The 21849-nt window shown below is 61.6% G+C and carries 21 protein-coding genes and 1 pseudogene; 16 read left to right on the top strand and 6 right to left on the bottom strand.

All coding sequences use genetic code 11. The features are described 5' to 3' along the window. The first annotated feature begins 1 nt into the window (after window position 1). The 6 genes from rlmN to spoVM all read left to right on the top strand — a co-directional run bounded on the left by rlmN (window position 2) and on the right by spoVM (window position 5880). Entirely contained in the window at window positions 2–1084 is a 1083-nt protein-coding gene (gene rlmN, locus PTZ19_RS04525; RefSeq protein ID WP_276352597.1) for a dual-specificity RNA methyltransferase RlmN, read from the top strand. Continuing rightward, a complete protein-coding gene (locus PTZ19_RS04520) occupies window positions 1081–1920 on the top strand; it encodes a Stp1/IreP family PP2C-type Ser/Thr phosphatase (RefSeq protein ID WP_339329291.1) in 840 nt (279 codons plus the stop codon). The genes rlmN and PTZ19_RS04520 overlap by 4 nt, the downstream gene beginning before the upstream one ends. Continuing rightward, on the top strand, window positions 1917–4013 hold the full coding sequence (pknB, locus tag PTZ19_RS04515; protein WP_276352595.1) for a Stk1 family PASTA domain-containing Ser/Thr kinase: 2097 nt from the start codon (window positions 1917–1919) through the stop codon (window positions 4011–4013). The genes PTZ19_RS04520 and pknB overlap by 4 nt, the downstream gene beginning before the upstream one ends. A gap of 37 nt (window positions 4014–4050) precedes the next feature. Continuing rightward, window positions 4051–4956 (top strand): ribosome small subunit-dependent GTPase A, encoded by a 906-nt coding sequence (gene rsgA / locus PTZ19_RS04510; RefSeq protein ID WP_276352594.1) that lies wholly within the window; start codon window positions 4051–4053, stop codon window positions 4954–4956. Between the two features lies 1 nt (window position 4957). Further along, on the top strand, window positions 4958–5605 hold the full coding sequence (gene rpe / locus PTZ19_RS04505; protein ID WP_276352592.1) for a ribulose-phosphate 3-epimerase: 648 nt from the start codon (window positions 4958–4960) through the stop codon (window positions 5603–5605). Between the two features lie 194 nt (window positions 5606–5799). Further along, entirely contained in the window at window positions 5800–5880 is an 81-nt protein-coding gene (gene spoVM / locus PTZ19_RS04500) for a stage V sporulation protein SpoVM (RefSeq protein WP_010345573.1), read from the top strand. A gap of 142 nt (window positions 5881–6022) precedes the next feature. On the opposite strand, the gene rpmB is transcribed toward spoVM, so the two are convergent. After that, on the bottom strand, window positions 6023–6211 hold the full coding sequence (rpmB, locus tag PTZ19_RS04495; RefSeq protein WP_276352590.1) for a 50S ribosomal protein L28: 189 nt from the start codon (window positions 6209–6211) through the stop codon (window positions 6023–6025). Window positions 6212–6442: 231 nt separating this feature from the next. Here rpmB and PTZ19_RS04490 point away from each other — a divergent pair, with 231 nt between their 5' ends. The 5 genes from PTZ19_RS04490 to PTZ19_RS04470 all read left to right on the top strand — a co-directional run bounded on the left by PTZ19_RS04490 (window position 6443) and on the right by PTZ19_RS04470 (window position 12105). Next, the gene (locus PTZ19_RS04490) at window positions 6443–6802 is read left to right on the top strand and encodes an Asp23/Gls24 family envelope stress response protein (protein ID WP_276352589.1); all 360 of its coding nucleotides are present in this window, start codon (window positions 6443–6445) and stop codon (window positions 6800–6802) included. Between the two features lie 86 nt (window positions 6803–6888). Further along, window positions 6889–8727 carry a DAK2 domain-containing protein gene (locus PTZ19_RS04485; protein WP_276352588.1) on the top strand — a complete coding sequence of 613 codons (1839 nt, stop codon included), beginning with the start codon at window positions 6889–6891 and terminating at the stop codon, window positions 8725–8727. Between the two features lie 49 nt (window positions 8728–8776). After that, window positions 8777–9631, top strand: a complete 855-nt coding sequence (locus PTZ19_RS04480) for a DegV family protein (protein ID WP_276352587.1) — start codon at window positions 8777–8779, stop codon at window positions 9629–9631. Between the two features lie 33 nt (window positions 9632–9664). Then, complete coding sequence (gene recG, locus PTZ19_RS04475) at window positions 9665–11710, top strand: ATP-dependent DNA helicase RecG (RefSeq protein WP_276352586.1); 2046 nt, start codon at window positions 9665–9667, stop codon at window positions 11708–11710. Window positions 11711–11811: 101 nt separating this feature from the next. After that, window positions 11812–12105 carry a stage VI sporulation protein F gene (locus tag PTZ19_RS04470; protein WP_276352585.1) on the top strand — a complete coding sequence of 98 codons (294 nt, stop codon included), beginning with the start codon at window positions 11812–11814 and terminating at the stop codon, window positions 12103–12105. A gap of 72 nt (window positions 12106–12177) precedes the next feature. On the opposite strand, the gene PTZ19_RS04465 is transcribed toward PTZ19_RS04470, so the two are convergent. Further along, window positions 12178–12858: an SOS response-associated peptidase gene (locus PTZ19_RS04465; protein WP_276352584.1), complete on the bottom strand. Its 681-nt coding sequence runs from the start codon at window positions 12856–12858 to the stop codon at window positions 12178–12180. A gap of 230 nt (window positions 12859–13088) precedes the next feature. Here PTZ19_RS04465 and PTZ19_RS04460 point away from each other — a divergent pair, with 230 nt between their 5' ends. The 3 genes from PTZ19_RS04460 to PTZ19_RS04450 all read left to right on the top strand — a co-directional run bounded on the left by PTZ19_RS04460 (window position 13089) and on the right by PTZ19_RS04450 (window position 16423). Beyond that, on the top strand, window positions 13089–15074 hold the full coding sequence (locus tag PTZ19_RS04460; protein ID WP_276352583.1) for a bifunctional diguanylate cyclase/phosphodiesterase: 1986 nt from the start codon (window positions 13089–13091) through the stop codon (window positions 15072–15074). A 135-nt stretch (window positions 15075–15209) separates the two neighbouring features. After that, entirely contained in the window at window positions 15210–16220 is a 1011-nt protein-coding gene (locus PTZ19_RS04455) for a TIR domain-containing protein (protein ID WP_276352582.1), read from the top strand. Then, complete coding sequence (locus tag PTZ19_RS04450) at window positions 16217–16423, top strand: hypothetical protein (protein ID WP_276352581.1); 207 nt, start codon at window positions 16217–16219, stop codon at window positions 16421–16423. The genes PTZ19_RS04455 and PTZ19_RS04450 overlap by 4 nt, the downstream gene beginning before the upstream one ends. Before the next feature lie 61 nt (window positions 16424–16484). On the opposite strand, the gene PTZ19_RS04445 is transcribed toward PTZ19_RS04450, so the two are convergent. From PTZ19_RS04445 to PTZ19_RS04430, 4 genes are all read right to left on the bottom strand, one after another. Beyond that, window positions 16485–16808 carry a YolD-like family protein gene (locus tag PTZ19_RS04445; RefSeq protein ID WP_276352580.1) on the bottom strand — a complete coding sequence of 108 codons (324 nt, stop codon included), beginning with the start codon at window positions 16806–16808 and terminating at the stop codon, window positions 16485–16487. Next, the gene (locus PTZ19_RS04440) at window positions 16805–18067 is read right to left on the bottom strand and encodes a DNA polymerase IV (protein ID WP_276352578.1); all 1263 of its coding nucleotides are present in this window, start codon (window positions 18065–18067) and stop codon (window positions 16805–16807) included. The genes PTZ19_RS04445 and PTZ19_RS04440 overlap by 4 nt, the downstream gene beginning before the upstream one ends. Continuing rightward, window positions 18064–18453 (bottom strand): YhjD family protein, encoded by a 390-nt coding sequence (locus PTZ19_RS04435; protein ID WP_276352577.1) that lies wholly within the window; start codon window positions 18451–18453, stop codon window positions 18064–18066. The genes PTZ19_RS04440 and PTZ19_RS04435 overlap by 4 nt, the downstream gene beginning before the upstream one ends. A 422-nt stretch (window positions 18454–18875) precedes the next feature. After that, the gene (locus tag PTZ19_RS04430) at window positions 18876–19262 is read right to left on the bottom strand and encodes a YmaF family protein (protein ID WP_276352576.1); all 387 of its coding nucleotides are present in this window, start codon (window positions 19260–19262) and stop codon (window positions 18876–18878) included. Window positions 19263–19495: 233 nt separating this feature from the next. On the opposite strand from PTZ19_RS04430, the pseudogene PTZ19_RS25515 reads away from it, so the two are divergent. Together PTZ19_RS25515 and PTZ19_RS04425 are read left to right on the top strand one after the other, a co-directional pair. Next, window positions 19496–19594: pseudogene (locus tag PTZ19_RS25515) on the top strand (DUF2935 domain-containing protein); the annotation flags it as partial. Window positions 19595–19709: 115 nt separating this feature from the next. Further along, a complete protein-coding gene (locus tag PTZ19_RS04425) occupies window positions 19710–21806 on the top strand; it encodes a YhgE/Pip domain-containing protein (protein WP_276352575.1) in 2097 nt (698 codons plus the stop codon). Window positions 21807–21849: the final 43 nt, after the last annotated feature.

Here is a 21849-nt window from a genome sequence, read left to right as displayed (position 1 = left end):
AATGGTGGTGACGAATTTGAAAGCGCAAATTACGCTCGATAAACCTTTCATTTACGATTTCTCGCTCGAGGAACTCCAGGAATGGACGAAGGAGCAGGGGGAGCCCGCGTTCCGGGCCGGCCAGATTTACGACTGGCTGTACGTCAAACGGGTCGGCTCGTTCGAGGAAATGAGCAACCTGCCGAAGCCCTTCCGCGTCAAGCTGGAGGAGAGTTTCGGCTTCGTTACGCTGAAGGAAATCACGAAGCTGTCCTCCAAGGACGGGACGGTGAAGTTCCTGTTCGGCCTGCATGACGACCATGCGATCGAGACGGTGCTCATGCGCCATAATTACGGAAACAGCGTGTGCGTGACGACGCAGGTCGGCTGCCGAATCGGCTGCACGTTTTGCGCGTCCACCCTCGGCGGTCTCAAACGCAACCTGACGCCGGGAGAAATCGTGGCCCAAGTCGTGCAGTGCCAAAAGCTGCTCGACGCGGAAGGGGAACGGGTGTCCAGCATCGTGATCATGGGCTCGGGCGAACCGTTCGAGAACTACGAGGCGACGATGAAATTCCTGCGCACGATGATCCATCCCAAGGGACTGAACATCGGCGCGCGGCATATCACGGTATCGACCAGCGGCATCGTTCCGAGCATTTACAAATTCGCGGACGAGGACACGCAGATCAATTTGGCGATTTCGATCCACGCGCCCAACGACGCGCTGCGGTCGAAGCTGATGCCGGTCAACCGCCGGTATCCGTTTCAGGAAGTGATGGACGCCATCAAATATTACATCGAAAAAACGGGGCGCCGGGTGACGTTCGAATACGCCTTGATCGGCGGGGTGAACGACCGTCCCGAGCACGCCCAAGAGCTGGCCCAGGTGCTGAAGGACCTGCTGTGCCACGTCAATCTGATCCCGGTCAATTACGTACCGGAAAGGGATTACGTGCGGACGCCGCGGGATGACATTTTCGAATTCCAGCGCATATTGCTAAAGAATAACGTCAACGCCACGATCCGAAGGGAGCAGGGGCACGACATTGCGGCGGCCTGCGGCCAGCTGAGGGCCAAGCACATGGAAGCGACGACGGGGTGATCGGTGTGAAAACGGCTTGGAGAACGCACGTCGGGAAAGTGCGTCAAGTCAACGAGGACAGGGCATGGAGCGGGAGGCTTACGGACGGCTGGACCGCCGTGGTGGTCGCCGACGGCATGGGAGGCCACCGGGCGGGAGACGTGGCGAGCGAGCTCGCGGTCGGCAGCTTGTCGGATTCCCTCCAGGATTGGCCTTCCGGATTGACCGTGGAGGAAGGCGCCGCGCGCCTGCGGGAGATGATCCGCAAAGCGAACAAGGTCGTGTACGACACGGCTTCGCTGAACGAGCAGTACCATAACATGGGCACGACCGTCGTGGCGGCCGTGCTCAGCCCCCAAGGCGGGTGGATCGGGCATGTCGGCGACAGCCGGATCTACCGGCTGCGGGGCGGGGAATTGGAACAGCTGACCGACGACCATACCGTGATCAACGAGTTGTCCAAATCGGGACAGCTGAGCCCGGAGGAAGCCGCCCGGCATCCGCTTCGCCATGCGATCACGCGGTCGGTCGGCACGGACCGGGACGTCAATCCCGACGTCAAAGCGATCGACTGGCTGCCGGGAGACCGGCTGCTGCTGTGCAGCGACGGGCTCAGCGGGCTGGTCGAACGGGAAGCGCTCCGGACGGCGCTGGCCCAGAGGGCGGGCGTTTCGCTCGACCAGATTGCCCAGCAACTGGTCGAGATGGCGCTGGACGCAGGCGGGGACGACAACGTCACCGTCGTGTTGGTCGAATCCGATGAGGCTGCCGGCTCTATGCCCGGGCAGTCGACGGGGCTCGCGACCAAGACGGGCGGTTTGCCCGGGAAGTCGGCCGCGGGAGGGGAATCGGCATGATCGGACAAACGCTGGGCGGTCGTTACGAGCTGCTGGCCCGGGTCGGCGGCGGAGGCATGGCGCTTGTCTATAAAGCGCGGGACAACCTGTTGAACCGCTACGTGGCGGTCAAGGTGCTTCGCCAGCAATTCATGCACGACGAGGATTTCATCCGGCGTTTCCGCCGGGAGGCGCAAGCCGCCGCGTCGTTGTCCCATCCGAACATCGTGAGCATTTACGATGTCGGACAAGAAGAGGATACGCATTATATCGTCATGGAATTCGTCGACGGACCGAATCTGAACGAAATCATACGCGATCGGGCTCCCCTCCAGACCGACGAAGCGGTCAAAATCGCTTCCCAGATCTGCGACGCGTTGGATCACGCCCACATGAACCAAATCATCCATCGCGACATCAAGCCCCACAACATTTTGATCGGTTTGGGCGGGAGGGTCAAAGTCACGGACTTCGGCATCGCGAGGGCCGTTACTTCTTCCACCATCACGCAGACCGGTTCCGTCGTCGGGTCCGTCCATTATTTTTCGCCGGAGCACGCCAAAGGCGTCACGACGGGCGAGAAGTCGGACATCTACTCCCTCGGCATCGTGCTGTATCAAATGCTGACGGGACGGCTGCCGTTCCTCGGGGAAAGCCCGATCAGCGTGGCGCTGAAGCATTTGCAGGAGCCGTTCGAGCAGCCGCGCGAAGTGAACCCGTATATCCCGCAAAGCGTGGAAAACGTCATTCTCCGAGCGATGCGCAAAAATCCGCAGGAACGTTACGGGTCCGCCCGGGACATGCTGGCGGACCTGGAGACTTGCCTGCAGCCGCAGCGGCTGAACGAGCCGCCCGTGCATTTCAGCAGCGACGACGAACCGGAGGCGGACAAGACGCGCGTCGTTCCCGCTATCCGGCCGGATATGAGGAATACGATCGAAGCGCCCGCCATCGGAAGGGAGCAGCCGGAAGAGCGGTGGAACTCCGACGGGCTCGAGGACAAGCCGCGTCGGCGCTGGGTATTGCCGACCCTATTATCGGTAGTGGCCGTCATCCTGATCGGCGTGCTCGTCTGGGCCGTCGTTTCCCTGAAAGGTTCCTTGACGCCGAAAGACGTGCAGGTGCCGACGGTGATCGGGGAAGAAGAGCAGCATGCCATCGATATCCTGGAAAAAGCCGGCTTGAAGGTGGAAATGCCGGTGGCGGAAGAACCGAGCACGGAGGACATGAAGGGGAAAGTCATCAAGCAGTCCAAGCAGGACATCGAGGTCAAGGAAGGCTCGCTCATCGCGCTGACGGTCGGCACGGGACCCGACCTGCCGACGATGCCCGCCCTCACCGGCGGAACCCTTGGCGAAGCCGAGGAGAAGCTGGGAGCGCTCGGCGTCAATCCGGACAACATCAAGCCCGATGAAGTGTACGACGACGAAGCTGAACCGGGCACCGTGATCAAACAGGAACCGGCGGAGGGCGAAACCTTCGATCCGGAAAACGATACGGTCAAGCTGACGATCAGCAAAGGGAAAGAGAGCTTCCCGATGCCCGATCTGACGAACCGAACGGAAAATGAAGTCCGTTCGATTCTGCAGCAAAACAACTTGAAGCTCAAGGACGATAAAGTGATCCAGGAATCTAGCTTTACGGTCGAGAAAGGACGCGTGATCCGGCAATTCCCGGTCGAACCGAACGCTCCGGTCAACGCGGGAACGGAAATCAGCGTTTACGTGAGCAGCGGACCGCCGCCGGAAGCGAAAGAAGTGCCATGGGACGTAACGGTGTCCCCCGCGCAGGACGGGGTGGCCAGCGAAATCCAGATTAAAATCACCGACGCCAAGGGAGAGAACGTCGACGCTTATAAGGCTCCCAAAAAGATCACGTTCATGACCACGTTCACGGTTAAGCTGTGGTTGACACCCGACACCGCCGGGTCGATCACGATCATCCGCGACGGCCAGGTATTGAACACCGTTCCCGTCGCCTATGACGATCAGCCCGCCATGAATCAGGGAGGCGGAGGCGGTCAGGACGCGGGCGGCGAAGGTTCGGGCGACCAAGGCGGGCAACAGGAAACGAACGGTCAGGGTGACGCGGCCGGTCAAGGAACCGCCCCATGATTTGGGCGTTAAGCGCAGTTGAAGGAGCCGTGTGAAGATGCCCGAAGGAACGATCGTCAAGGCGCTCAGCGGTTATTATTACGTACGGCCGGCCGCCGGAGGGGACCCGGTCCAATGCCGGGCCCGGGGCGTGTTCAAGAAACGGGGAGAGTCCCCGCTCGTCGGGGACCGGGTCGCTTACAGCGAGACGGAGAACGGGGAAGGAACGGTCACCGAAATCATGCCGAGAAACACCGCGCTCATCCGTCCCCCGGTGGCGAACGCCGATTTGGCGGTGCTGGTGTTCTCTGTGGTCCATCCGGACTTGAACCTGGCGCTGCTGGACAAGTTCCTGGTGCATATCGAACATGCCGGATTGGACGCCCTGCTCGTATGGACGAAGACCGACCGGATTCCGGAGGGACCGGAAGGAGAGCAGGCCCGCGGACTGCTGGCCGATGCCACGGCGTTGTACGAGTCGATCGGGTACGAAGTCATCGCCACCAGCTCGAAACGGGCGGAAGGAGTCGATGAGCTGGCTTCGCGGTTGTCGGGTCATCTCTCGGTTTTCGCCGGTCAATCGGGCGTGGGGAAATCTTCGCTGCTTAATGCGCTCGTCCCCGGCCTTGAGCTTCAAACAAGCGAAATCAGCGAGAGGCTCGGCCGCGGCAAGCATACGACCCGGCACGTGGAACTGGTGGCGCTGCCGGGCGGCGGACTGATCGCGGACACGCCGGGATTCAGCCAGCTGGATTTCGGGGAACTCGGGATCGAGGACATCGGGTCTTGCTTCCGGGAATTCCGGGAGCTTTCGGCCGGCTGCAAGTTCCGGGGCTGCACCCACCTTCATGAACCCGGGTGCGCCGTCCGGCAAGCGGTGGAGAACGGAGAAGCGGCAACGAGCCGTTACGAGCATTACAAAGAATTCATGGCGGAATGGAAAGAGAAGCCGCGGAGGTATTGAAATGCTGAAGATCGCCCCGTCCATCCTCGCCGCCGATTTCGCGAGGCTGGGACAAGAAATCCGCGACGTCGACCGTTCCGGAGCGGATTGGATCCATATCGACATCATGGATAACCGCTTCGTTCCGAACCTGACGTTCGGACCGCCGGTGATCCGGGCCGTACGGCCGGAAACCCGGCTGCCGTTCGACGTGCATCTGATGACGGTTCATCCCGAAACGCTGTTTCCCGCGCTGATCGAAGCCGGCGCGAACGTACTGACCGTGCATGCGGAGGCTTGCACGCATCTGCACCGCACCGTGAACCGAATCCGGGAGCTCGGGTGTCTGGCCGGCGTCGCGCTCAATCCCCATACGCCGCTGTCCGTCTTGGATTACGTGCTGCAGGACGTCGACCTGGTCCTGATCATGACGGTCAATCCCGGGTTCGGGGGCCAATCGTTCATCTCCGGCATGCTGCCTAAAATCCGGGAACTCCGGAAAAAGCTCGCCGAGATCGGCCGGCCGGAGGTCCACATCGAAGTGGACGGCGGGATCACGGACGAGACGGCGCCGCTGGTGCGGGAAGCGGGAGCGGACGTGCTGGTGGCCGGAAGCTACGTGTTCGGGCAAACGGATCGGGAAAAGGCCATTTCGTCGCTCAGAAGATGAGCGGACAACCGGCGGGCCGCGCGAATGCGCGGCCTGCTTTTTTTTTTTTTTGGCGGCGTGCCGCCCCAAGAGTGCCCGCCTGCAGATCCGGAATACGCGCGCTCGGTTTTTATCTCCAGGGTGTGTTAGGACAAATTGCGTGCTGCATACATTGGATTAACAGCCGGAGAACCAGTCGGGGGAGGGATGGGAGAGTGAAATTTTATACCATCAAGCTGCCGAAATTTTTGGGCGGCTTCGTCAAAGCGATTTTGAACACGTTCCAGAAAAACTGATCCCCCGGCTCCGGACAACCAACCGGTCATGTTTGGAAATCGGGGGGATCTTGCGCGCAAGCAAAAAGGGCTCGCCGTCCAAATCCGCGGAGGATTTCTTTCGGAAGAGCCCTTTTGACCGATCGTTCAAGGGAAAAACGCCTTACACGCGCGTCACTTTACCGGACTTCAGGGCGCGGGCGCTCACATATACGCGTTTCGGCTTGCCGTTCACCAGAATGCGCACTTTCTGCACGTTAACGCCCCAAGAGCGGCGGTTATGGTTGTTGGCGTGAGAAACATGATTGCCGGAACCCGGTTTCTTTCCCGTAATGTAACATTTGCGAGCCATTCAATCCACCTCCCTACCCCATACCTTGCAAATACCTCACTATCATATCACAGCCATGGCAATCGTTGCAATGATCCGCATTCGCGATTGCAGGAGAAAAGGAGGTTTCCGGCAACGCGGTCGCTTTATGCCGTTTTTAGGCGGAACGGGGAGGAAACGGCTTCAAAGTCCCGTTTTTTTATAGTACAATGAGGTATGGTCCATAATACAGGCATAAAGGAGTGAATTTCCATGCCGATGCAGTTGGCGACGGAAAACGGAAAAATCGACGTGGCCGATCAAGTGATCGCCGTCATCGCGGGATCCGCGGCGATGGATTGTTATGGACTGGTCGGCATGGCATCGCGCAAAGGGCTGAAGGATGGCATCGCCGAACTTCTCGGCCGCGAGAATTTGTCCCGAGGCGTCGAAGTGCGCCGCGAAGGGGAACTCATGCATCTTGACCTGTACGTGATCGTGAGCTATGGCGTTAAGATTTCCGAGGTCGCGCACAACATTCAATCGAAAGTGAAATACGTATTGGAAGAGGTTGTCGGGCTGAAGGTCGATTTCGTCAACATCTTCGTTCAAGGGGTACGCGTGATCAATTGACGGGTGGACCGAACGCATCCATGCTTATTCGGCCGTGACGCCAAGGGCGCAATTACCCGAACGCACTTAGGAAGGAGACTGACAGCTTGAGCAGGCGTTCTTTGAACGGAATGGAATGGGCCGCCATGGTGCTGGCCGGCGCGGAGAGACTGTCCGCGAACGAGAGCCGGATCAACGCGCTCAACGTTTTCCCCGTGCCGGACGGCGATACGGGAACGAACATGAATTTAACGATGTCGGCCGGAGCGGCCGAATTGAAACATAAACCGTCCGAAGAAGTGGGACGAGCCGCCGAGACGCTCTCCAAAGGGTTGCTCATGGGAGCCCGGGGCAACTCCGGGGTCATCTTGTCGCAACTGTTCCGGGGATTCGCCCGGGCGGCCGCGGGCGAACGCGAAATGAATGCGGCTTTGTTCGCGAACGCTTTGCAGCAAGGAGTTGATACCGCTTACAAAGCGGTGGTCAAACCGGTGGAAGGCACGATCCTGACCGTGGCGAAGGAAGCCGCCCGCCAAGCGGCCGTTTCCGCGCGCAAAACGTCGGATTTGGCCGAGTTCATGCAAGAGGTGCTCGCCAAAGCTTCCGAAACGCTCAGCCGGACGCCCGACATGCTGCCGGTGCTGAAGCAGGTCGGCGTCGTCGATTCGGGCGGCCAGGGCTTGGTCTGCCTGTACGAGGGCTTCGTGGCGTATTTGACCGGGGTTTCCGCTCCGGCTGTCGCGGGAGTGCCCGTTGCGCCGGCGGTTCCGGAGAGGAACGTTTTCCCGCCTCCCGCGGTCTCCGCGGCTCCGGCCACGGCCTTCTCGGCGCAGGCCAAGCTGGAAACAGAAAGCATCGATTTCCCGTACGACATGGAATTTTTCATCCACCGCAGGACCGGATCCGCTCCGTTCGCGGAGCATTCCTTCCGGCAAGCGTTGGCGAAGGACGGCGATTCGATCATCTTGATCGAAGACGGGGACATCGTGAAGGTCCACGTGCACAGCCGCAGGCCCGGCGACGTGCTTAACTTCGCCATGACGCACGGGGAGCTGACCCACCTGCATATCCTGAACATGCGGGAGCAGCACCGCGATTTGCTCCGCGAGCCGGAACCGGCCGGGAGCGCCGCGGCACCGTCCGCGCCCAGGATCCCGGCCGAGCCGGCTGAACCGGCCGAGCAGCTGGGCCTGGAGGCGGCCTCCTGGATTCCGGCCGCGGAATACGAGTACAGCGGCGTTACGCCTTCGCCGGAAAGCGAGCCGAATCCGGACGTTTACGAAATGGCGGAATACGGAATCGTAGCCGTCAGCGTCGGCGAGGGGAACGCGGAATTGTTCCGCAGCTTGGGCGTCGACGTCGTGCTCTCCGGCGGCCAGAGCATGAATCCGAGCACGGAAGACCTGCTCGGGGCGATTCGTTCCTTGTCCGCCCAGACCGTCTTCGTGCTGCCGAACAACCCGAACATCCTGCTCGCGGCCAAGCAAGCCGCCGAACTGGCCGAACGGCCCGTAACCGTGCTGCCGACCCGCACCATTCCCCAAGGAATGGCGGCCATGCTCGCGTTCCGGGAAGAAGACCCGGAGGCGGCGAACGTGGAACGGATGACCCGCTCCTTCGAGAACGTGCTGACCGGGTCCGTGACGCAGGCGGTTCGCGATACGAACATGGACGGACTGGACATCCGCTCCGGGCAGTTCATCGGCATCCTGGACAAAACGATCGTCGCGGCGGCGGGAACCGCCGAAGAAGCCGCGCACCTGCTGCTGGAGCGCATGCTGCGGAGCGGCGGGGAAATCGTGACGGTGTTGACCGGCGAAGGCGCGGACGAAGAGCAAGGCCGGCAGTTGGCCGAATGGATTTCCGGGCGGTTTCCGGACGCGGAAGTGGAGGTTCACGAAGGCGGTCAGCCGCTTTACCCGTATTTGATCGCCGTAGAACCTTGATGGACCATATCGTGGGGCGGCAATTGGCGTCCATAGGGAGGACAAGCTCATGGCATCGGTGGCATTGGTAACGGACAGCACGGCGGACATCCCTCTCGAAATGCGGCAGCGTCTCGGAATCACGATGGTTCCGCTAAAGGTGATGTTCGGAAACGAAACTTACCTGGACAACGTCGAGCTGGAGCCGGAGGAATTTTACCGGAAGCTGACGTCGTCCAAAACTTTGCCTACCACGTCCCAGCCTTCTCCGGCCGATTTTTACGATACGTTCCGGAAGCTGATCGGGGAAGGCCGCTCCGTCGTATCGGTCCATCTGTCGGGCGCTTTCAGCGGCACGTACCAGTCCGCCACGATCGCGAAGTCGATGCTGGAAGGCGAAGGAGACATCACGGTCATCGACTCGAAATCCGCGTCGTACGGGTACGGCCTGATCGTCGCGGCTGCGGCGGAGCTGGCGGCCCAAGGCGCGAGCGCGGCGGAAGTCGCGGCGGAAGTCCATCGGCTTCGGCGGGAATTGCGGCTGTATTTTCTGGTGGATACGCTCGAATACTTGCAGAAGGGCGGACGGATCGGGAAGGCGGCGGCCGTGGTGGGCTCGCTGCTCAATATCAAACCGATCCTGACCATCGATGACGAGGGCGTCATCACGCCGGTCGATAAGGTGCGGGGCCAGAAGCGCGCGATTGCCCGGGTCGCCGAGTTGCTGGAAGCGGATCTAGGCAGCCGCCCGATCGATTTGTATATCGCTTTGACGCCCGGTTACGAAGAGAACGCGAGGGAAATGTCGACGTTGCTTAAGGACCGTTTTACGGTTCGGAGTTACTTGGAAACCGCCATCGGTCCCGTCATCGGTACGCATGCCGGACCGGGAACCGTCGGCGTGTTCGCGATTCCCGCGGAATAATCGCCGGGGGAGGATGCAAAGGCTGGTGTTCCGATGATCGATTTGTTTGCCATACCGGCAGAACGTCTTCAAGGCGTGGGCTCCTCCAAAGCAGGGGAGCTTCACGCCTTGGGCATTTCCACCGTCGGGGATTTGATCGAATATTATCCGTTCCGGTACGAAGATTACCGGCTCCGCCCTTTAAGCGAGGCGAAGGACGGCGAGAAAATCACCGTTCAGGGGACGGTCGCCTCCGCCCCTTCCCTTCAGCGGTACGGCAAGAAATCCCGCTTAACCGTGCGGGTAACGGTCGACGGGCTGCTGCTGACGGCCGTCTGGTTCAACCGGGCGTTCCTGAAGGAGCAGATGGAGATCGGCCGCGACATCACGTTGACCGGCAAATGGGAGCAGCGCCGCCGCCAAATCACCGTCGCCGAATCGGAATTTCCCGACCGCGGGGCGGGCAAAACGGGCACGCTGCAGCCGGTGTATTCGATCGGAGGCAGCATTACGCAGGCTTGGATCCGGAAAACGATCGACCGCGCTTTGACGCAATACGGCGCGATGATCCCGGAGCTGCTGCCCGCGCAGCTGGTGGATCGGCACGGGCTGATGCCGCGGCGCGAAGCGATTCTCCGCATCCATCGGCCGGAGAACACGCGCGAAGGGGAAGAAGCCCGCCGGAGGATGGTGTACGAGGAGCTGTTTCTTTTCCAGATGAAGCTCCAAGCTTACCGGGCCGCTAACCGCAAGCAAGAAGGGCTGGCGCATACGATCCGGAGCGAGGACATCCGTTCCTTCGTCGGCAGCCTGCCGTTCGAGCTGACGGAATCCCAGAAGCAGGTCGTCAACGAGATCATTTACGACATGAAACGGCCTTACGTCATGAACCGCCTGCTTCAGGGCGACGTCGGCGCGGGCAAAACGGTGGTCGCCGCCGTGGCGCTGTACGCGACGGTCCGGGACGGCAACCAGGGTGCGCTGATGGTGCCGACGGAGATTTTGGCGGAGCAGCACGCGCGTTCGCTCTCCAAGCTGTTCGAGGCTCATGGCATCCAGGTCGGACTGCTCACCGGCAGCCTGACCGAGCGCAAAAAGCGGGACGTGGCGGCCTCGCTCCAGATGGGGCTCATCGACATCGTCGTCGGCACGCACGCGCTCATCCAGGAAGACATCTTCTTCCGCCGGCTGGGCCTCGTCGTAACGGACGAGCAGCACCGGTTCGGCGTGAACCAGCGCAGCATCCTTCGGCGCAAAGGGATGAACCCGGACGTGCTGACGATGACCGCCACGCCGATTCCGCGCACGCTGGCCATCACCGTGTTCGGCGATCTGGACGTCTCGACTTTGCGGGAGCGTCCCAAAGGACGCAAGCCGATCAAGACGTATTGGGTCAAACACGACATGATGGACCGCGTGCTCGGGTTCATCCGGCGCGAAGCGGCGGCGGGACGCCAGACGTTCTTCATCTGCCCGCTGATCGAAGAGTCGGAGAAGCTGGACGTGCAAAACGCGATCGACTTGCATGCGCAGCTGCGGCAAGCGCTGCCGGACCTGTCGATCGGCTTGCTGCACGGGCGGATGACGCCCGCGGAGAAGGAAGAGGCGATGGGCGCTTTCGCGGCGGGCGACTCGCACGTGCTCGTGTCGACCACCGTCATCGAGGTCGGGGTCGACGTGCCGAACGCCACGCTGATGATCGTCATGGACGCCGAGCGTTTCGGCTTGTCCCAGCTGCACCAGCTTCGGGGCCGGGTCGGGCGCGGCGAACACCAGTCCTATTGCATCCTGATCGCCGACCCGAAATCGGAGAACGGGCAGGAGCGGATGAAGGCGATGACGGAGACGGACGACGGCTTCGAAATCGCCCGGCGCGACTTGGAGCTGCGCGGCCCCGGGGACTTCTTCGGCACGAAGCAGAGCGGCATGCCGGAATTCCGGCTGGCCAACCTGCTGAACGATTTCGAGGTGCTGGAGGCGGCTCGCGACGACGCCGCCGAGCTGACGGCGAAAGAAGATTTCTGGTCATCGCCGGCGTATGCGCCGCTGCGCGACCATTTGCTGCGGGAAGCGCGCCTGCAGGGAGAACCGCTGGATTAGTCGACTCTCATCGCCGGCGTTCATCCCCCGCCCCGTTCCGGCATAGAATGAACGGAAAGCCACGGCACGTAGAACGGTGGCGGAAAGGGCGTGGGGACGCCGTGAACGCAAGCTGGCAAAAATTCGGCATCCAGCCGCAGCTGGTGGAACGCATTAAGCTGAAAATGAAAAATCCGGTCGTGAAAGACCGGATCAAGGCGCTGCTCGACGGGGTTACCAAATACGATTTGCAGGACCGGGTAAAGGTGCGCCAATTGGTGAAATCGGCCTCCCGCATTCTGAACGAGCCGCTGACCGCGATCCAGGAGGATCAGATCGTCGCTTTCGTGCTGGCGCAGAAAATCGACCCCCAGAACACGCTGCACCTGATCAAGCTGTGGGCGATGTTCCGTTAAAACCGTCGTTCGCCCGAACGCCCCGACTGCCGGACCGAAACCGGCGGCGGGGCGTTCCGCGTTTTCCGGCCGTCAGCCGGATGCTTTCTCCAAGCATGCGGCGTCGTCGTTGGCGGGATTGCCGACGCGCCTGTCCACTTCGTAAGCTTCCATCTCGTCATCCGGGTACGAAACGAGCAATTCCGTAAGCTCGGCGGGATCCTGCACCCGGCGGTCCAGCCACAGCGCTTCGTCCTCGCGCCTCAGGATCACCGGCATCCGGTCGTGGATGCCGGCCATCAGCTTGTTCGGCTCCGTCGTCACGATGGCGAACGAGCTGACCCGGCGGCCGTCCGGGGCCGTCCACGTCTCGTACAGCGCCGCCATGCTGAACAATCCGCCGCCCTTGAGCCGGATGCGGTACGGCCGTTTGCCGCCGCCGCCCGGCGCCGCCTTCCACTCGTAGAAGCCGTCGGCCGGAATGAGGCAGCGCTTGCGCCGGAACGCGTCCCGGTATGCCGGGCGTTCCTGCAGCGTCTCCGCCCGGGCGTTAATCAAACGGCTGCCGCCTTTCTCGTCGTCCGCCCACGGAGGGATCAGCCCCCATTTGAGCAGCCCCAGCCGGTTGCGCTGTCCGTCGTTCACGACGGCCGGCACCATTTGGGTGGGAGCCACGTTGTATCGGGGCAAATGAAACGGCACCGACGGCAAGTCCGCGAAATAATGCAGCATCAACTCTTCCATCGTCACGGTGATCGTGTATCTTCCGCACATGTCCGAGCCCCCCATCGGATCCGAATCCTGCTTTTCATGATCGTCGTCCTCTTATTGTATCAGTTTGAAAGGCGGATTCGAAAGCTTACCCGTCGCGACGAGCCCTTATGAGGGACAAACTCATCGGAGCATGCGCGAATGTTCAGAAATTGTCGAGTTTTGTATGATATAATACCATATTGCGGTTCTTTATCCTCATCATGGATCTGTCCATACGGGAGTTGTTCGACATGTTTTTACAAGGGACTTATAACGGATGGATCGTCGCGCTTTCGGGCGTCATCGCGATCCTGGCGTCTTATTCCGCGTTAAATATTACGTCCAAAATCTCTCACGCGAAAGGAACGACGAAATATTTCTGGCTGATGGCCGGCGCGCTCGTCATGGGCAGCGGCGTATGGTCCATGCATTTCGTCGGCATGCTGGCCTTCCATTTGCACGCCGCGGTGAAATACGACGTCTGGATGACGCTGCTTTCCCTGCTGGCCAGCATCGTTTCCTCGTTCATCGCGTTTTATATCACCATGCCGAAAAACGTCAACTGGATCAAAATCGCCTTCGGCGGCTTCTTTATGGGCAGCGGGATCGTGACGATGCATTATGTCGGCATGGCCGCCATGATCATGCCGGTCGAGCTGTCCTATGACCGAACGCTGTGGGCCTTATCCGCGTTGATCGCGTTTGTCGCTTCCTATGCCGCGCTGCTGCTGTTCCTGCGTTTCCGGAACCAGTCAACCTCCAGCGGGCTGAAATGGCTGTCCGCCGTCGTCATGGGGTTCGCGATCTGCGGAATGCACTATACCGGCATGAGAGCGGCCCGCTTTCACGGCCACGGCACGGCGCAGATGCCGGACGGGCCTGCCGTGGACTACTTCCTCCTGTACGGGGTAACGGTGACCATTTTCCTCATCTTGTTCGTCTCCTGGGGAGCGATGTTCTTCGACCGCCACGTGCTCGAGAGGATGGCTTTTTTGGACGCCCTGACCGGATTGCCCAACCGCAATGAAATGAACCGCTTCTTCGAATCGCACCACGGCCGAGACGAGATCGGCGTCCTTTTCCTGGATCTGGACCAGTTCAAGGCGATCAACGACACGCTTGGCCACCATGTGGGCGACTTGCTCATCCAAGAGGTGGGCCATCGGCTGCGGCGGTTTATCGACGCCGACCGGAGCGCCTTCCGGATCGGAGGGGACGAGTTCCTGTTCATTTTGAAACGGTGCCGTCCGGAGCAGGCCGAACAGCTGGCCGGTGACATTTTGCAAAGCGTCAAGCAGGGCTTTCGGATCGAAGGAAACGAACTTTACGTCACCGGGAGCATCGGCATCAGCATCGGCCGGCTCGGGGAATCCGACTTGCTGCGGAAAGCGGATACCGCGATGTACAAAGCGAAAGGGCTCGGGAAAAACCGATATTGCGTGTACACCGACGAAATGGGAATCAAGGAAGTCCGGAAGATGGAGATCGAAAAAGACCTGCATCAAGCCCTCGATCGCGGTCAATTCTATCTCGTCTATCAGCCGAAATGGAACGTGAGGAGGAACGACTTGCACGGGTTCGAGGCTTTGATCCGCTGGGAGCATCCGCGGCTGGGCCTCGTCTCCCCCCAGGAGTTCATTCCGGTTGCGGAAGAGACGGGGCTGATCGTTCCGATGACGAAATGGACCATCGAGGAGGCGTGCCGGCAATGCAAGGAGTGGCACGAACGGGGAATCGTGCAGCCGGTATCGGTGAATTTGTCCGCCAAGCTGCTCCAAACGGACCATTTGATGGAGTGGATTCCCGGCATCCTGCGGGACGTTGCGTTGGCGCCCCGTTTTCTGGAGCTGGAAATCACGGAGTCCATGGTTCTGTACGATATCCAGGAGACCGTTCGGCAGCTTCGGTTTCTGCGGGACCTGGGCGTGCGGATTTCGATGGACGATTTCGGCACGGGCTATTCTTCCATCGGTTTATTGGATCGTCTGCCCCTCGACACGCTGAAGCTGGATCGTCTCTTCACCCAGGATCTGGACACCCCGAGCAAGCGGGCCATCCTTCAAGCCATCGTGCTGATGGCGGAAAACCTGCATTTGGACGTCATCGCCGAGGGGGTCGAAAACCAAGAGCATATCGACTACCTGACGCAGCTGGGATGTTACGTCATGCAAGGGTACTACTACGGGAAACCGATGAGAAACGACGACATGGAACAATGGATCCGGGCGCCCCGTTAAAAGACCGTTTCTCGAATCGTTAAACGGGGAACGGGCGTTCTCGTTGTCGATGGACCGCAGGGTCGGCCTATGGTATAATTTTCCTTACCTGGGCTTGTGCCGAGCCCATTCCCGTTGCCGAAGGAGTTGGACGCCATGGCCGAATCCGCCGTCAAACCGGAAATTTTCGTCGGTTCGTCCCGAGAGGCGATCCCTTACGCGCGTGCCGTGACGTCCCAACTATCGAGGATCGCGCAGGTAACGCCTTGGTACGCGGGGGTTTTCGGGGCCAACGACTACACCATGGAAGCGTTGGAACGCCGGCTGGACGCCAGCGATTTCGGCGTGTTCGTATTCGCGCCCGACGACGTCGCGTTGATCCGGGGAAAGTATGCGTTTATCGCCCGGGACAATACCGTTTTCGAAATGGGACTGTTTTGGGGCAAACTGAGGCGAAAGCGCGTGTTCTGCTTGGTGCCTCGGGACATCGAGGCTCGGGACGACATCGTGCCCGGCGCGCGGGTCGGGGAGTATCGCGTGCTGTCCGATTTGAACGGCATGACGCTGCTGGAGTACCACCGGAGAACCGACGGCAACCACGAGGCGGCGGTGGACGCGGCCTGCGGGGCGATCGAGCGGCTCGTGTCGGAGCAAGGTCCGTACGAGAATCCGGAAGAAGTGCTGGAGCGCAAACAAAGCGTGCTTCATTTCTTTTGGGAATATACCCGGAACATCCCGCCGGCCGATTTCGCCAGCCGGTACGCGGCGCTCAGCGAGGCCGTCCGGAACGCGTTGCTTCCTCCGGAAGGCTACCGGTTGACCGGCGCGGCGTTCTGGCAAAAAATCGGCAGCGAGGGCATCGGGCAGGTGGGAGGCAATGTCGGCAAAGGGCGGTTTTTCAAATTCCAAACGGGCGGGGAGCGTTCGGGGAACGAGCCCGTCATTTACGTTCTCGATGCCTACAACAGCGGAAAATGGGCCTTTTTTCACCGGAGGGAAGTTGCGCACGTCTACGTGCTGTGCTATCCTCTGGGTAAGGAGCATGTGATGTCCGTTCATTTCACGGGCAACCGGACATTGTCCCCGCAGCAGCTCGAACGAACGGTCCGGTTGAACGAGGAGCTGTTCTCGACCATCCTTCATTTGATCGGAGGGGATTCTGGGTGAGTTCAAGAAAAAGAGAGCGGGCGGAAGGATCCTCCGGCGGCCGCTGGTCGGTTCGGAGAACGGGTGTCTCGGCTAAGGGCCAGCTTCTGGCCTCGATCGGAAGCAAGGGAATTTTCGTCGGGCCTTCCGTCGAAGGCGGAGACGAAGAATACGTGAAAGTGGTCAGCGGGCAAGTCAACGCCGCCAAGCCGTCTTTCGCCTGATATCGATCGCTGAAACGACAAACCGACCCCGCCGGGGTCGGTTTTTTGGTGCATTTGTTCTTTAAGGCCCTTCAAGCCGGACGAGCTTGCGGAGGTCGAACCAGCAGCCGTCCACGCGGATTCTCCAGCGAAGGGCGTCCACCTGATCGACGACGCCTTCCACCACGGGCTCTTCATAAGGATCGTATAGATACAGCTTGATCGGCAGCCTCTCCTCCCAGGAGCGGTACAGGGCGTCGCCGATTTTTTCCATTTCCTGCTCGTCGAGCTCCGGCTGCGGCTTCGGATCGAGCTCGCGGTTGGCCTTCTGAATCGTCCGATGATGCTCCGGCAGCATCATGCGGCTGCTCTCCCAGAGTCCGTTGCCTTCCAGCTTCTTCCTCATTTGTAGTGTCCTCCAATCTTGCCTGCCCGGTCTCTCGCCTGGCCGGCCGCGGTCGCCGAGACGGCCCGCATGATGACGGTATCCCCGTATTTGCGCTTGAGCGAGTCGGTGGCCCGCTCCAGCTCCCGGAGCCGGTCCCGCTCTTCGAACAGGGACAGCTGGTACTCGCCTTCCTTCTCCAGCCCCGTGACGCTGACCCCGACCTTCCGGACGGGGTCGCCGTTCCAATGCCGCTCGAACAGCTTCGCGGCCCAATGGTACACGTGGTTGGTCGCGTTGGTCGGGTCGGGCATCGTCATCTGCCGGTAGAAGCCCGTCGGCCGGTCGAAATCGGCGCCCTGGCAGCCGACCGATACGACGCTCGCCATGTAACCCTTGCTCCGGCAGCGCTGGCATACCAGCTCCGACAACTCCAGGATGATGATCTTGATGTCCTCCAGCGCGCGGTAGTCCCGCGGCAGCGTCATCTGGTGGCCGATCGATTTCGGCGCTTCTTCGTGCGTATAAGGGCTGACCGGGCTGTTGTCGATGCCGTTGGCGATTCTCCAGTACAGCTCGGCGTCGATGTCGCAGTTGCGGCGGAACTTCTGCCGCATCCGCAGCTTCAGCGTCTCGAGGGGAGTGCGGGCCAAGTCCCCCACGGTCGTGAAGCCCATCGAAGTAAAGTGGGACGTCATGCGGTTGCCGACCATGAACAGCTTTTGGATCGGCTGCTCCCACAAAGTGGAGGGAATTTCCTCCCGCTTCAATTCGAAAATGCCGTCGTCGTTCTTCTTCGCCCACAGATCGCAGGCCATCTTGGCGGTGACCTTCGAATCGCTCAGGCCGACCCGCGTGTAGATGCCGGTTTCGCTGCGGACTTTCTCCTGGATCGTCCTGGCGATCTCCCGCGGCGTTCCGAACAGCTTCAGGCTGGCCGTCAAATCGATGAACTGCTCGTCGATGGAATAGGGCTCCACCAAATCGGAAAACGAGCGGTAAATTTCGGTAATCTGCATCGAAACGTCGATGTAGTGCTGCATGCGGGGTTTGATGACGACCAGTTCGGGGCATTTGGCCAGCGCTTCCCGGAGCGACTCGGCCGTCGTGACGCCGTAACGCTTGGCGATCGGGCATGCCGCCAGGATGATGCCGGAGCGGCGCTCCGGATCCCCGGCGACGACCACGGGACGGTCGGCGTACTCGGGGTGGTCCGCTTTCTCGACCGAGGCGTAGAACGATTGGCAGTCCGCCAGCGCGATGACCCGGGCGCCGCTCATGCCGGCGAACCCCCGGTCAGCGTGACGCCCGTGTACCGGCTGGCCTTGCGCAGCACTTCGGTCCGGACGACGCTCCACAGCAGACTGATCCGATGCCGGTAGCCCCGGCACACGTAATGCCCCTCGAGGCCGGCGTCGGACCGTTCCACGGCGTACAGCTTGATCCCCCGCCTCCGAAGTTCGCCGCGGACGTCCAAGTGCTCCGAGATGATTTGCTGCTCGACGGCTTGCAGGCTTTTGACGATGATCAGGTCCAGCTTGAGGCCCATCTGGCTGACGGTGCGGATGTCGTTCTGAAGAAATTCCAGCATGGCGGGAATCACGATCGCATCCTTTACCAGCGCGCGCTCTTCGGGCGTGATCACCGGGGGTTTGTTCGGGACCATGCTTTGGCCTCCTTAAGCAAAGGGAACATCTGTTCCCTCATCATACTACGAACAGTTGTTCCCCTTCAAGACTCAATTTATTCCGGCTTGTCCGGTTTTTCCGCATGGAAAAAGCTTCCGCGCGAGGCGGAAGCTCGCGGCGGGACGGCCTCGGAGCGGCGGGCGCGCGGACGGGTCGCCGGCGGGGTTGCAGCCGGGCTTGATCGGGTTGCGGCGTGCGAACGGGCCGCCGGCGGGGCTGTAACCGGGTTTGATCGGGTTACGCGTGCGAACGGTGCGGCCGGCGGGGCTGGAACCGGGTTTGATCGGGTTACGCGTGCGGACGGGCCGCCGGCGGGGCTGTAACCGGGTTTGATCGGGTTACGGCGTGCGAACGGTGCGGCCCAGTCGGCGCGGCGCGGACCCGGGGCGGCCCGCGCTCCTTACATCAACTCGTTGCCCGTATGGCCGTGGTAAGCATGGGCGTGGGGATGCCTGCCGTTCACCGTGGTGTAGCCCTCGAAATAGTGGATGTGCCCGCCCCCGGGCAGCGGAACGTCGCGGCCCGTCGTGCCCCGGATGACGTGCGTGTGGCCGTCGTTGAAAGACGTCTCGGCGTAAAACTCGTGGACGTGGGGGACGCCGGTGGCGGCCGGGGCGGTGACGCCCGCATACTGGTGGGCATGGCCGTCATCGAAGGACGTGACGCCGCCGAACGCGTGCGTGTGGGGAACCGGCCGGCCGTCCCAGGAGGTCAGGTACAGCTTGTGGGAGTGCCGGCCGTCCGCGCCGGCCGAGCAGAGGACGATCCCCGTAACCGGAATTTTCATGCGCATTTCTCCTCTTGGCGCGTTTTGGTTGAACGGGCTGTCCGGGCCACGGACGGCGGCCCAGCCTCATCGGGGAAGATGCATGAGGGATAAGCCTGATCCCTGCGCTGCGAGGAAAGAGTTCAGGGATGGCGAAGGGGAGAGGGAAAGGGACAATCCGGCAGAGGCGCAAGGGTCTAGATGCAAAGGCAGATGCAAGGGCAGATGCAAAGGCAAGGGATTGGCTGAGGGCGATGCTGTTGCCTCCTGTGCTCAAAGCGGCCCCGAACGAATCGCTGACGGAGTGGACGTTCATCGAACGGTCGCCACGGAAAACCGTTTTCCGGCTGCGTGCAAGTTCCCCGTTGAGAGGGCCCTCCCTGAGCCTCTATTTCGCAGATCCGCCTGCCGGGAGCGCTTTTGGGAAATCCTAACCGCAAAAGCCCCCTTAACCCGGAGGATTTCCCAATGAACCCTTTTCGCGTGTTCGTCCAAGACGTCCGGCATTTTCTCAAAAATCCGATGCTCATCGTCACGTTCGCGGCGGTCGCATGTATTCCGATCCTGTACAGCGGCTTCTTGATCCGCGGCTCCTGGGATCCTTACGGCAATCTCGCGAACCTGCCCGTCGCCGTGGTCAATCTGGACCGGGGGGCGGATTTCGGCGGCACGTTCAAAAACGTCGGCGAACAGTTCGTATCCGAGCTCAAGGAAAATCCCGTGTTTCGCTGGAGCTTCGTCAGCGCGGGACAAGCGGAAAGCGGCATGCTGGAGAACCGGTATTACGCGTCGGTCACGATTCCGGAGAGCTTCTCGGCCGACGCGGCTTCCTTGACGACGGACCAGCCCCGGCAGGCCGAAATCGTCTACGAATCGAACAGCTACTACAACTTCATCGCCGGGCAAATCAGCGAGAACGCGGTCAAGGAACTGCGGACCCAGCTTTCGGAAAACTTGACGGAAGCGTATACCCGCAGCGTAACGGGGCAATTCGCCGAACTGTCGGCCGGGCTGAAGGAAGCGAGCGAAGGGGCGGCTAAGCTGAATGAAGGAGCCGCGCAGCTCGGGGATGGCGTCGCCTCCGTCCGGACGCACTTAGGCGAGCTGTCCGCCGGGGCCGCACGGATGCATGCCGGGGCGAGCCGGCTCGCGGCGGGAGCCGCCGACGCCGTCGCCGGAGCCGCGCAGGTGAATAGCGGCGCGTCCAGCCTAGCCGGCGGGCTAGGGCGGCTGGCGTCTGCCGGCAAGCAACTGCAGGCGGGGGCTGCGGATGCCGCGCAAGAGGCGGATTCGCTCGCGGCGGCGCTTCAGACGGCGTCGGCAGGCGGCAGCAAGCTGGAGTCCGGACTGGCTGCGGCTTCGTCTTCCGCGAGCGAGCTGTCCGCCGGAGCGGCGCAAGCGGCCGATGGGCTTCAAAAGCTGCTGAACGCGAACGCCGGCCTGGCCGCGGATGCGCAAGCGAAGCAGCTGCTGAACGCGCTCCAATCGCTGGCGCAAGGCGCCGGAGCGCTGAGCGGCGTCCAGAAGCAGCTGGCTGCAGGCGTCGGCAGCTTGGCGCAGGGCCAAGGGCAGCTGGCGGCGGGCGCCCAAAAACTGGCATCGGGCGCGCGTCGGCTGGAGCAGGGGCTGAAGCAGGAGAACGCGGGCCTGACGGACGCGGCGGCTGCCGGGAACAAGCTGGCGCAGGGGGCCGGGCAGCTGCGGACAGGCATCAGCAGTCTGCGCGCTGGCGTCTCGCAGTTGGTAACGGGGAGTGCCGACTTGGAGGCCGGGGCGAACCGGCTTCAGACGGGGACGGCGCCGCTTGCGACGGGGGCGGCGCAACTGGCGGACGGGACGGCGGAGCTGGCGGACAAGCTGGCGGAAGCCGCCGATCGGACCGCCGCCTTGAATGCCGACGACCGGACGATGCGGCTGTTCGCCCAACCGGTCTCGATCCGGGCCGACGACGACCGTCATATCAAGCGGTACGGTTACGGCATCGCTCCTTATTTCATCTCCATCGCCCTATTCGCCGGATCGCTCGTCTTTACGACGATTTTCTCCCCGCGGGGCGGATCGGAACCGGGTGCCGGGGGCTTTCCGCTGTTCGTCAGCAAAGGGTTGACGTTCGGCCTGATGAGCCTGGCGCAGTCTCTCATCCTGTGCACGGTGCTGACGTACGCGCTCGGCCTGCAGGTGCGGAGCGTTCCTTGGTTTTACGCGTTCACGGCGGTAACGGGCCTCGCCTTCATGTTCATCGCCCAAGCTTTCGCGACATGGCTGGACCAGCCGGGAAGGTTCCTGGTCCTCGTGCTGATGGTGCTGCAGCTGGCGTCCAGCGCCGGCACGTTTCCGGTGGAACTGCTGCCGGGCTGGGCCAAGGCGCTGCACCCGTGGCTGCCGATGACCTACAGCGTCCAAGGCTTCCGCGACGCCATTTCCAGCGGGGATTACGCCGACCTGCGGATTCAACTCCTCCGGCTGGCTGTCTGCGCGGCCGCCTTCCTGGCGGCGACCAGCCTGTATTTTCTGCTGCGCGGGAAAGAAAAGGCCGGCGAACAAACGATGCCGGCGAAGGCGTGAGGGGGCGTACGTGTATGCGGCACAGGGCGTTAAGCCTGCGCGG

The organism is Cohnella caldifontis (genome assembly GCF_029360585.1).
GTDB lineage: Bacteria > Bacillota > Bacilli > Paenibacillales > Paenibacillaceae > Cohnella > Cohnella caldifontis.
Note: the sequence above shows the minus strand (reverse complement) of the source record. Positions and strands in the feature narration are given on the sequence as shown.

Bases quoted from the DNA above. Each gene is read 5' to 3' on its own strand.
- rlmN (WP_276352597.1), top strand. From the start codon at position 2: ATGGTGGTGACGAATTTGAAAGCGCAAATTACGCTCGATAAACCTTTC.
- pknB (WP_276352595.1), top strand. From the start codon at position 1,917: ATGATCGGACAAACGCTGGGCGGTCGTTACGAGCTGCTGGCCCGGGTC.
- rsgA (WP_276352594.1), top strand. From the start codon at position 4,051: ATGCCCGAAGGAACGATCGTCAAGGCGCTCAGCGGTTATTATTACGTA.
- rpe (WP_276352592.1), top strand. From the start codon at position 4,958: ATGCTGAAGATCGCCCCGTCCATCCTCGCCGCCGATTTCGCGAGGCTG.
- rpmB (WP_276352590.1), bottom strand. From the start codon at position 6,211: ATGGCTCGCAAATGTTACATTACGGGAAAGAAACCGGGTTCCGGCAAT.
- PTZ19_RS04490 (WP_276352589.1), top strand. From the start codon at position 6,443: ATGCCGATGCAGTTGGCGACGGAAAACGGAAAAATCGACGTGGCCGAT.
- PTZ19_RS04480 (WP_276352587.1), top strand. From the start codon at position 8,777: ATGGCATCGGTGGCATTGGTAACGGACAGCACGGCGGACATCCCTCTC.
- recG (WP_276352586.1), top strand. From the start codon at position 9,665: ATGATCGATTTGTTTGCCATACCGGCAGAACGTCTTCAAGGCGTGGGC.
- PTZ19_RS04465 (WP_276352584.1), bottom strand. From the start codon at position 12,858: ATGTGCGGAAGATACACGATCACCGTGACGATGGAAGAGTTGATGCTG.
- PTZ19_RS04460 (WP_276352583.1), top strand. From the start codon at position 13,089: ATGTTTTTACAAGGGACTTATAACGGATGGATCGTCGCGCTTTCGGGC.
- PTZ19_RS04455 (WP_276352582.1), top strand. From the start codon at position 15,210: ATGGCCGAATCCGCCGTCAAACCGGAAATTTTCGTCGGTTCGTCCCGA.
- PTZ19_RS04445 (WP_276352580.1), bottom strand. From the start codon at position 16,808: ATGAGGAAGAAGCTGGAAGGCAACGGACTCTGGGAGAGCAGCCGCATG.
- PTZ19_RS04440 (WP_276352578.1), bottom strand. From the start codon at position 18,067: ATGAGCGGCGCCCGGGTCATCGCGCTGGCGGACTGCCAATCGTTCTAC.
- PTZ19_RS04435 (WP_276352577.1), bottom strand. From the start codon at position 18,453: ATGGTCCCGAACAAACCCCCGGTGATCACGCCCGAAGAGCGCGCGCTG.
- PTZ19_RS04430 (WP_276352576.1), bottom strand. From the start codon at position 19,262: ATGAAAATTCCGGTTACGGGGATCGTCCTCTGCTCGGCCGGCGCGGAC.
- PTZ19_RS04425 (WP_276352575.1), top strand. From the start codon at position 19,710: ATGAACCCTTTTCGCGTGTTCGTCCAAGACGTCCGGCATTTTCTCAAA.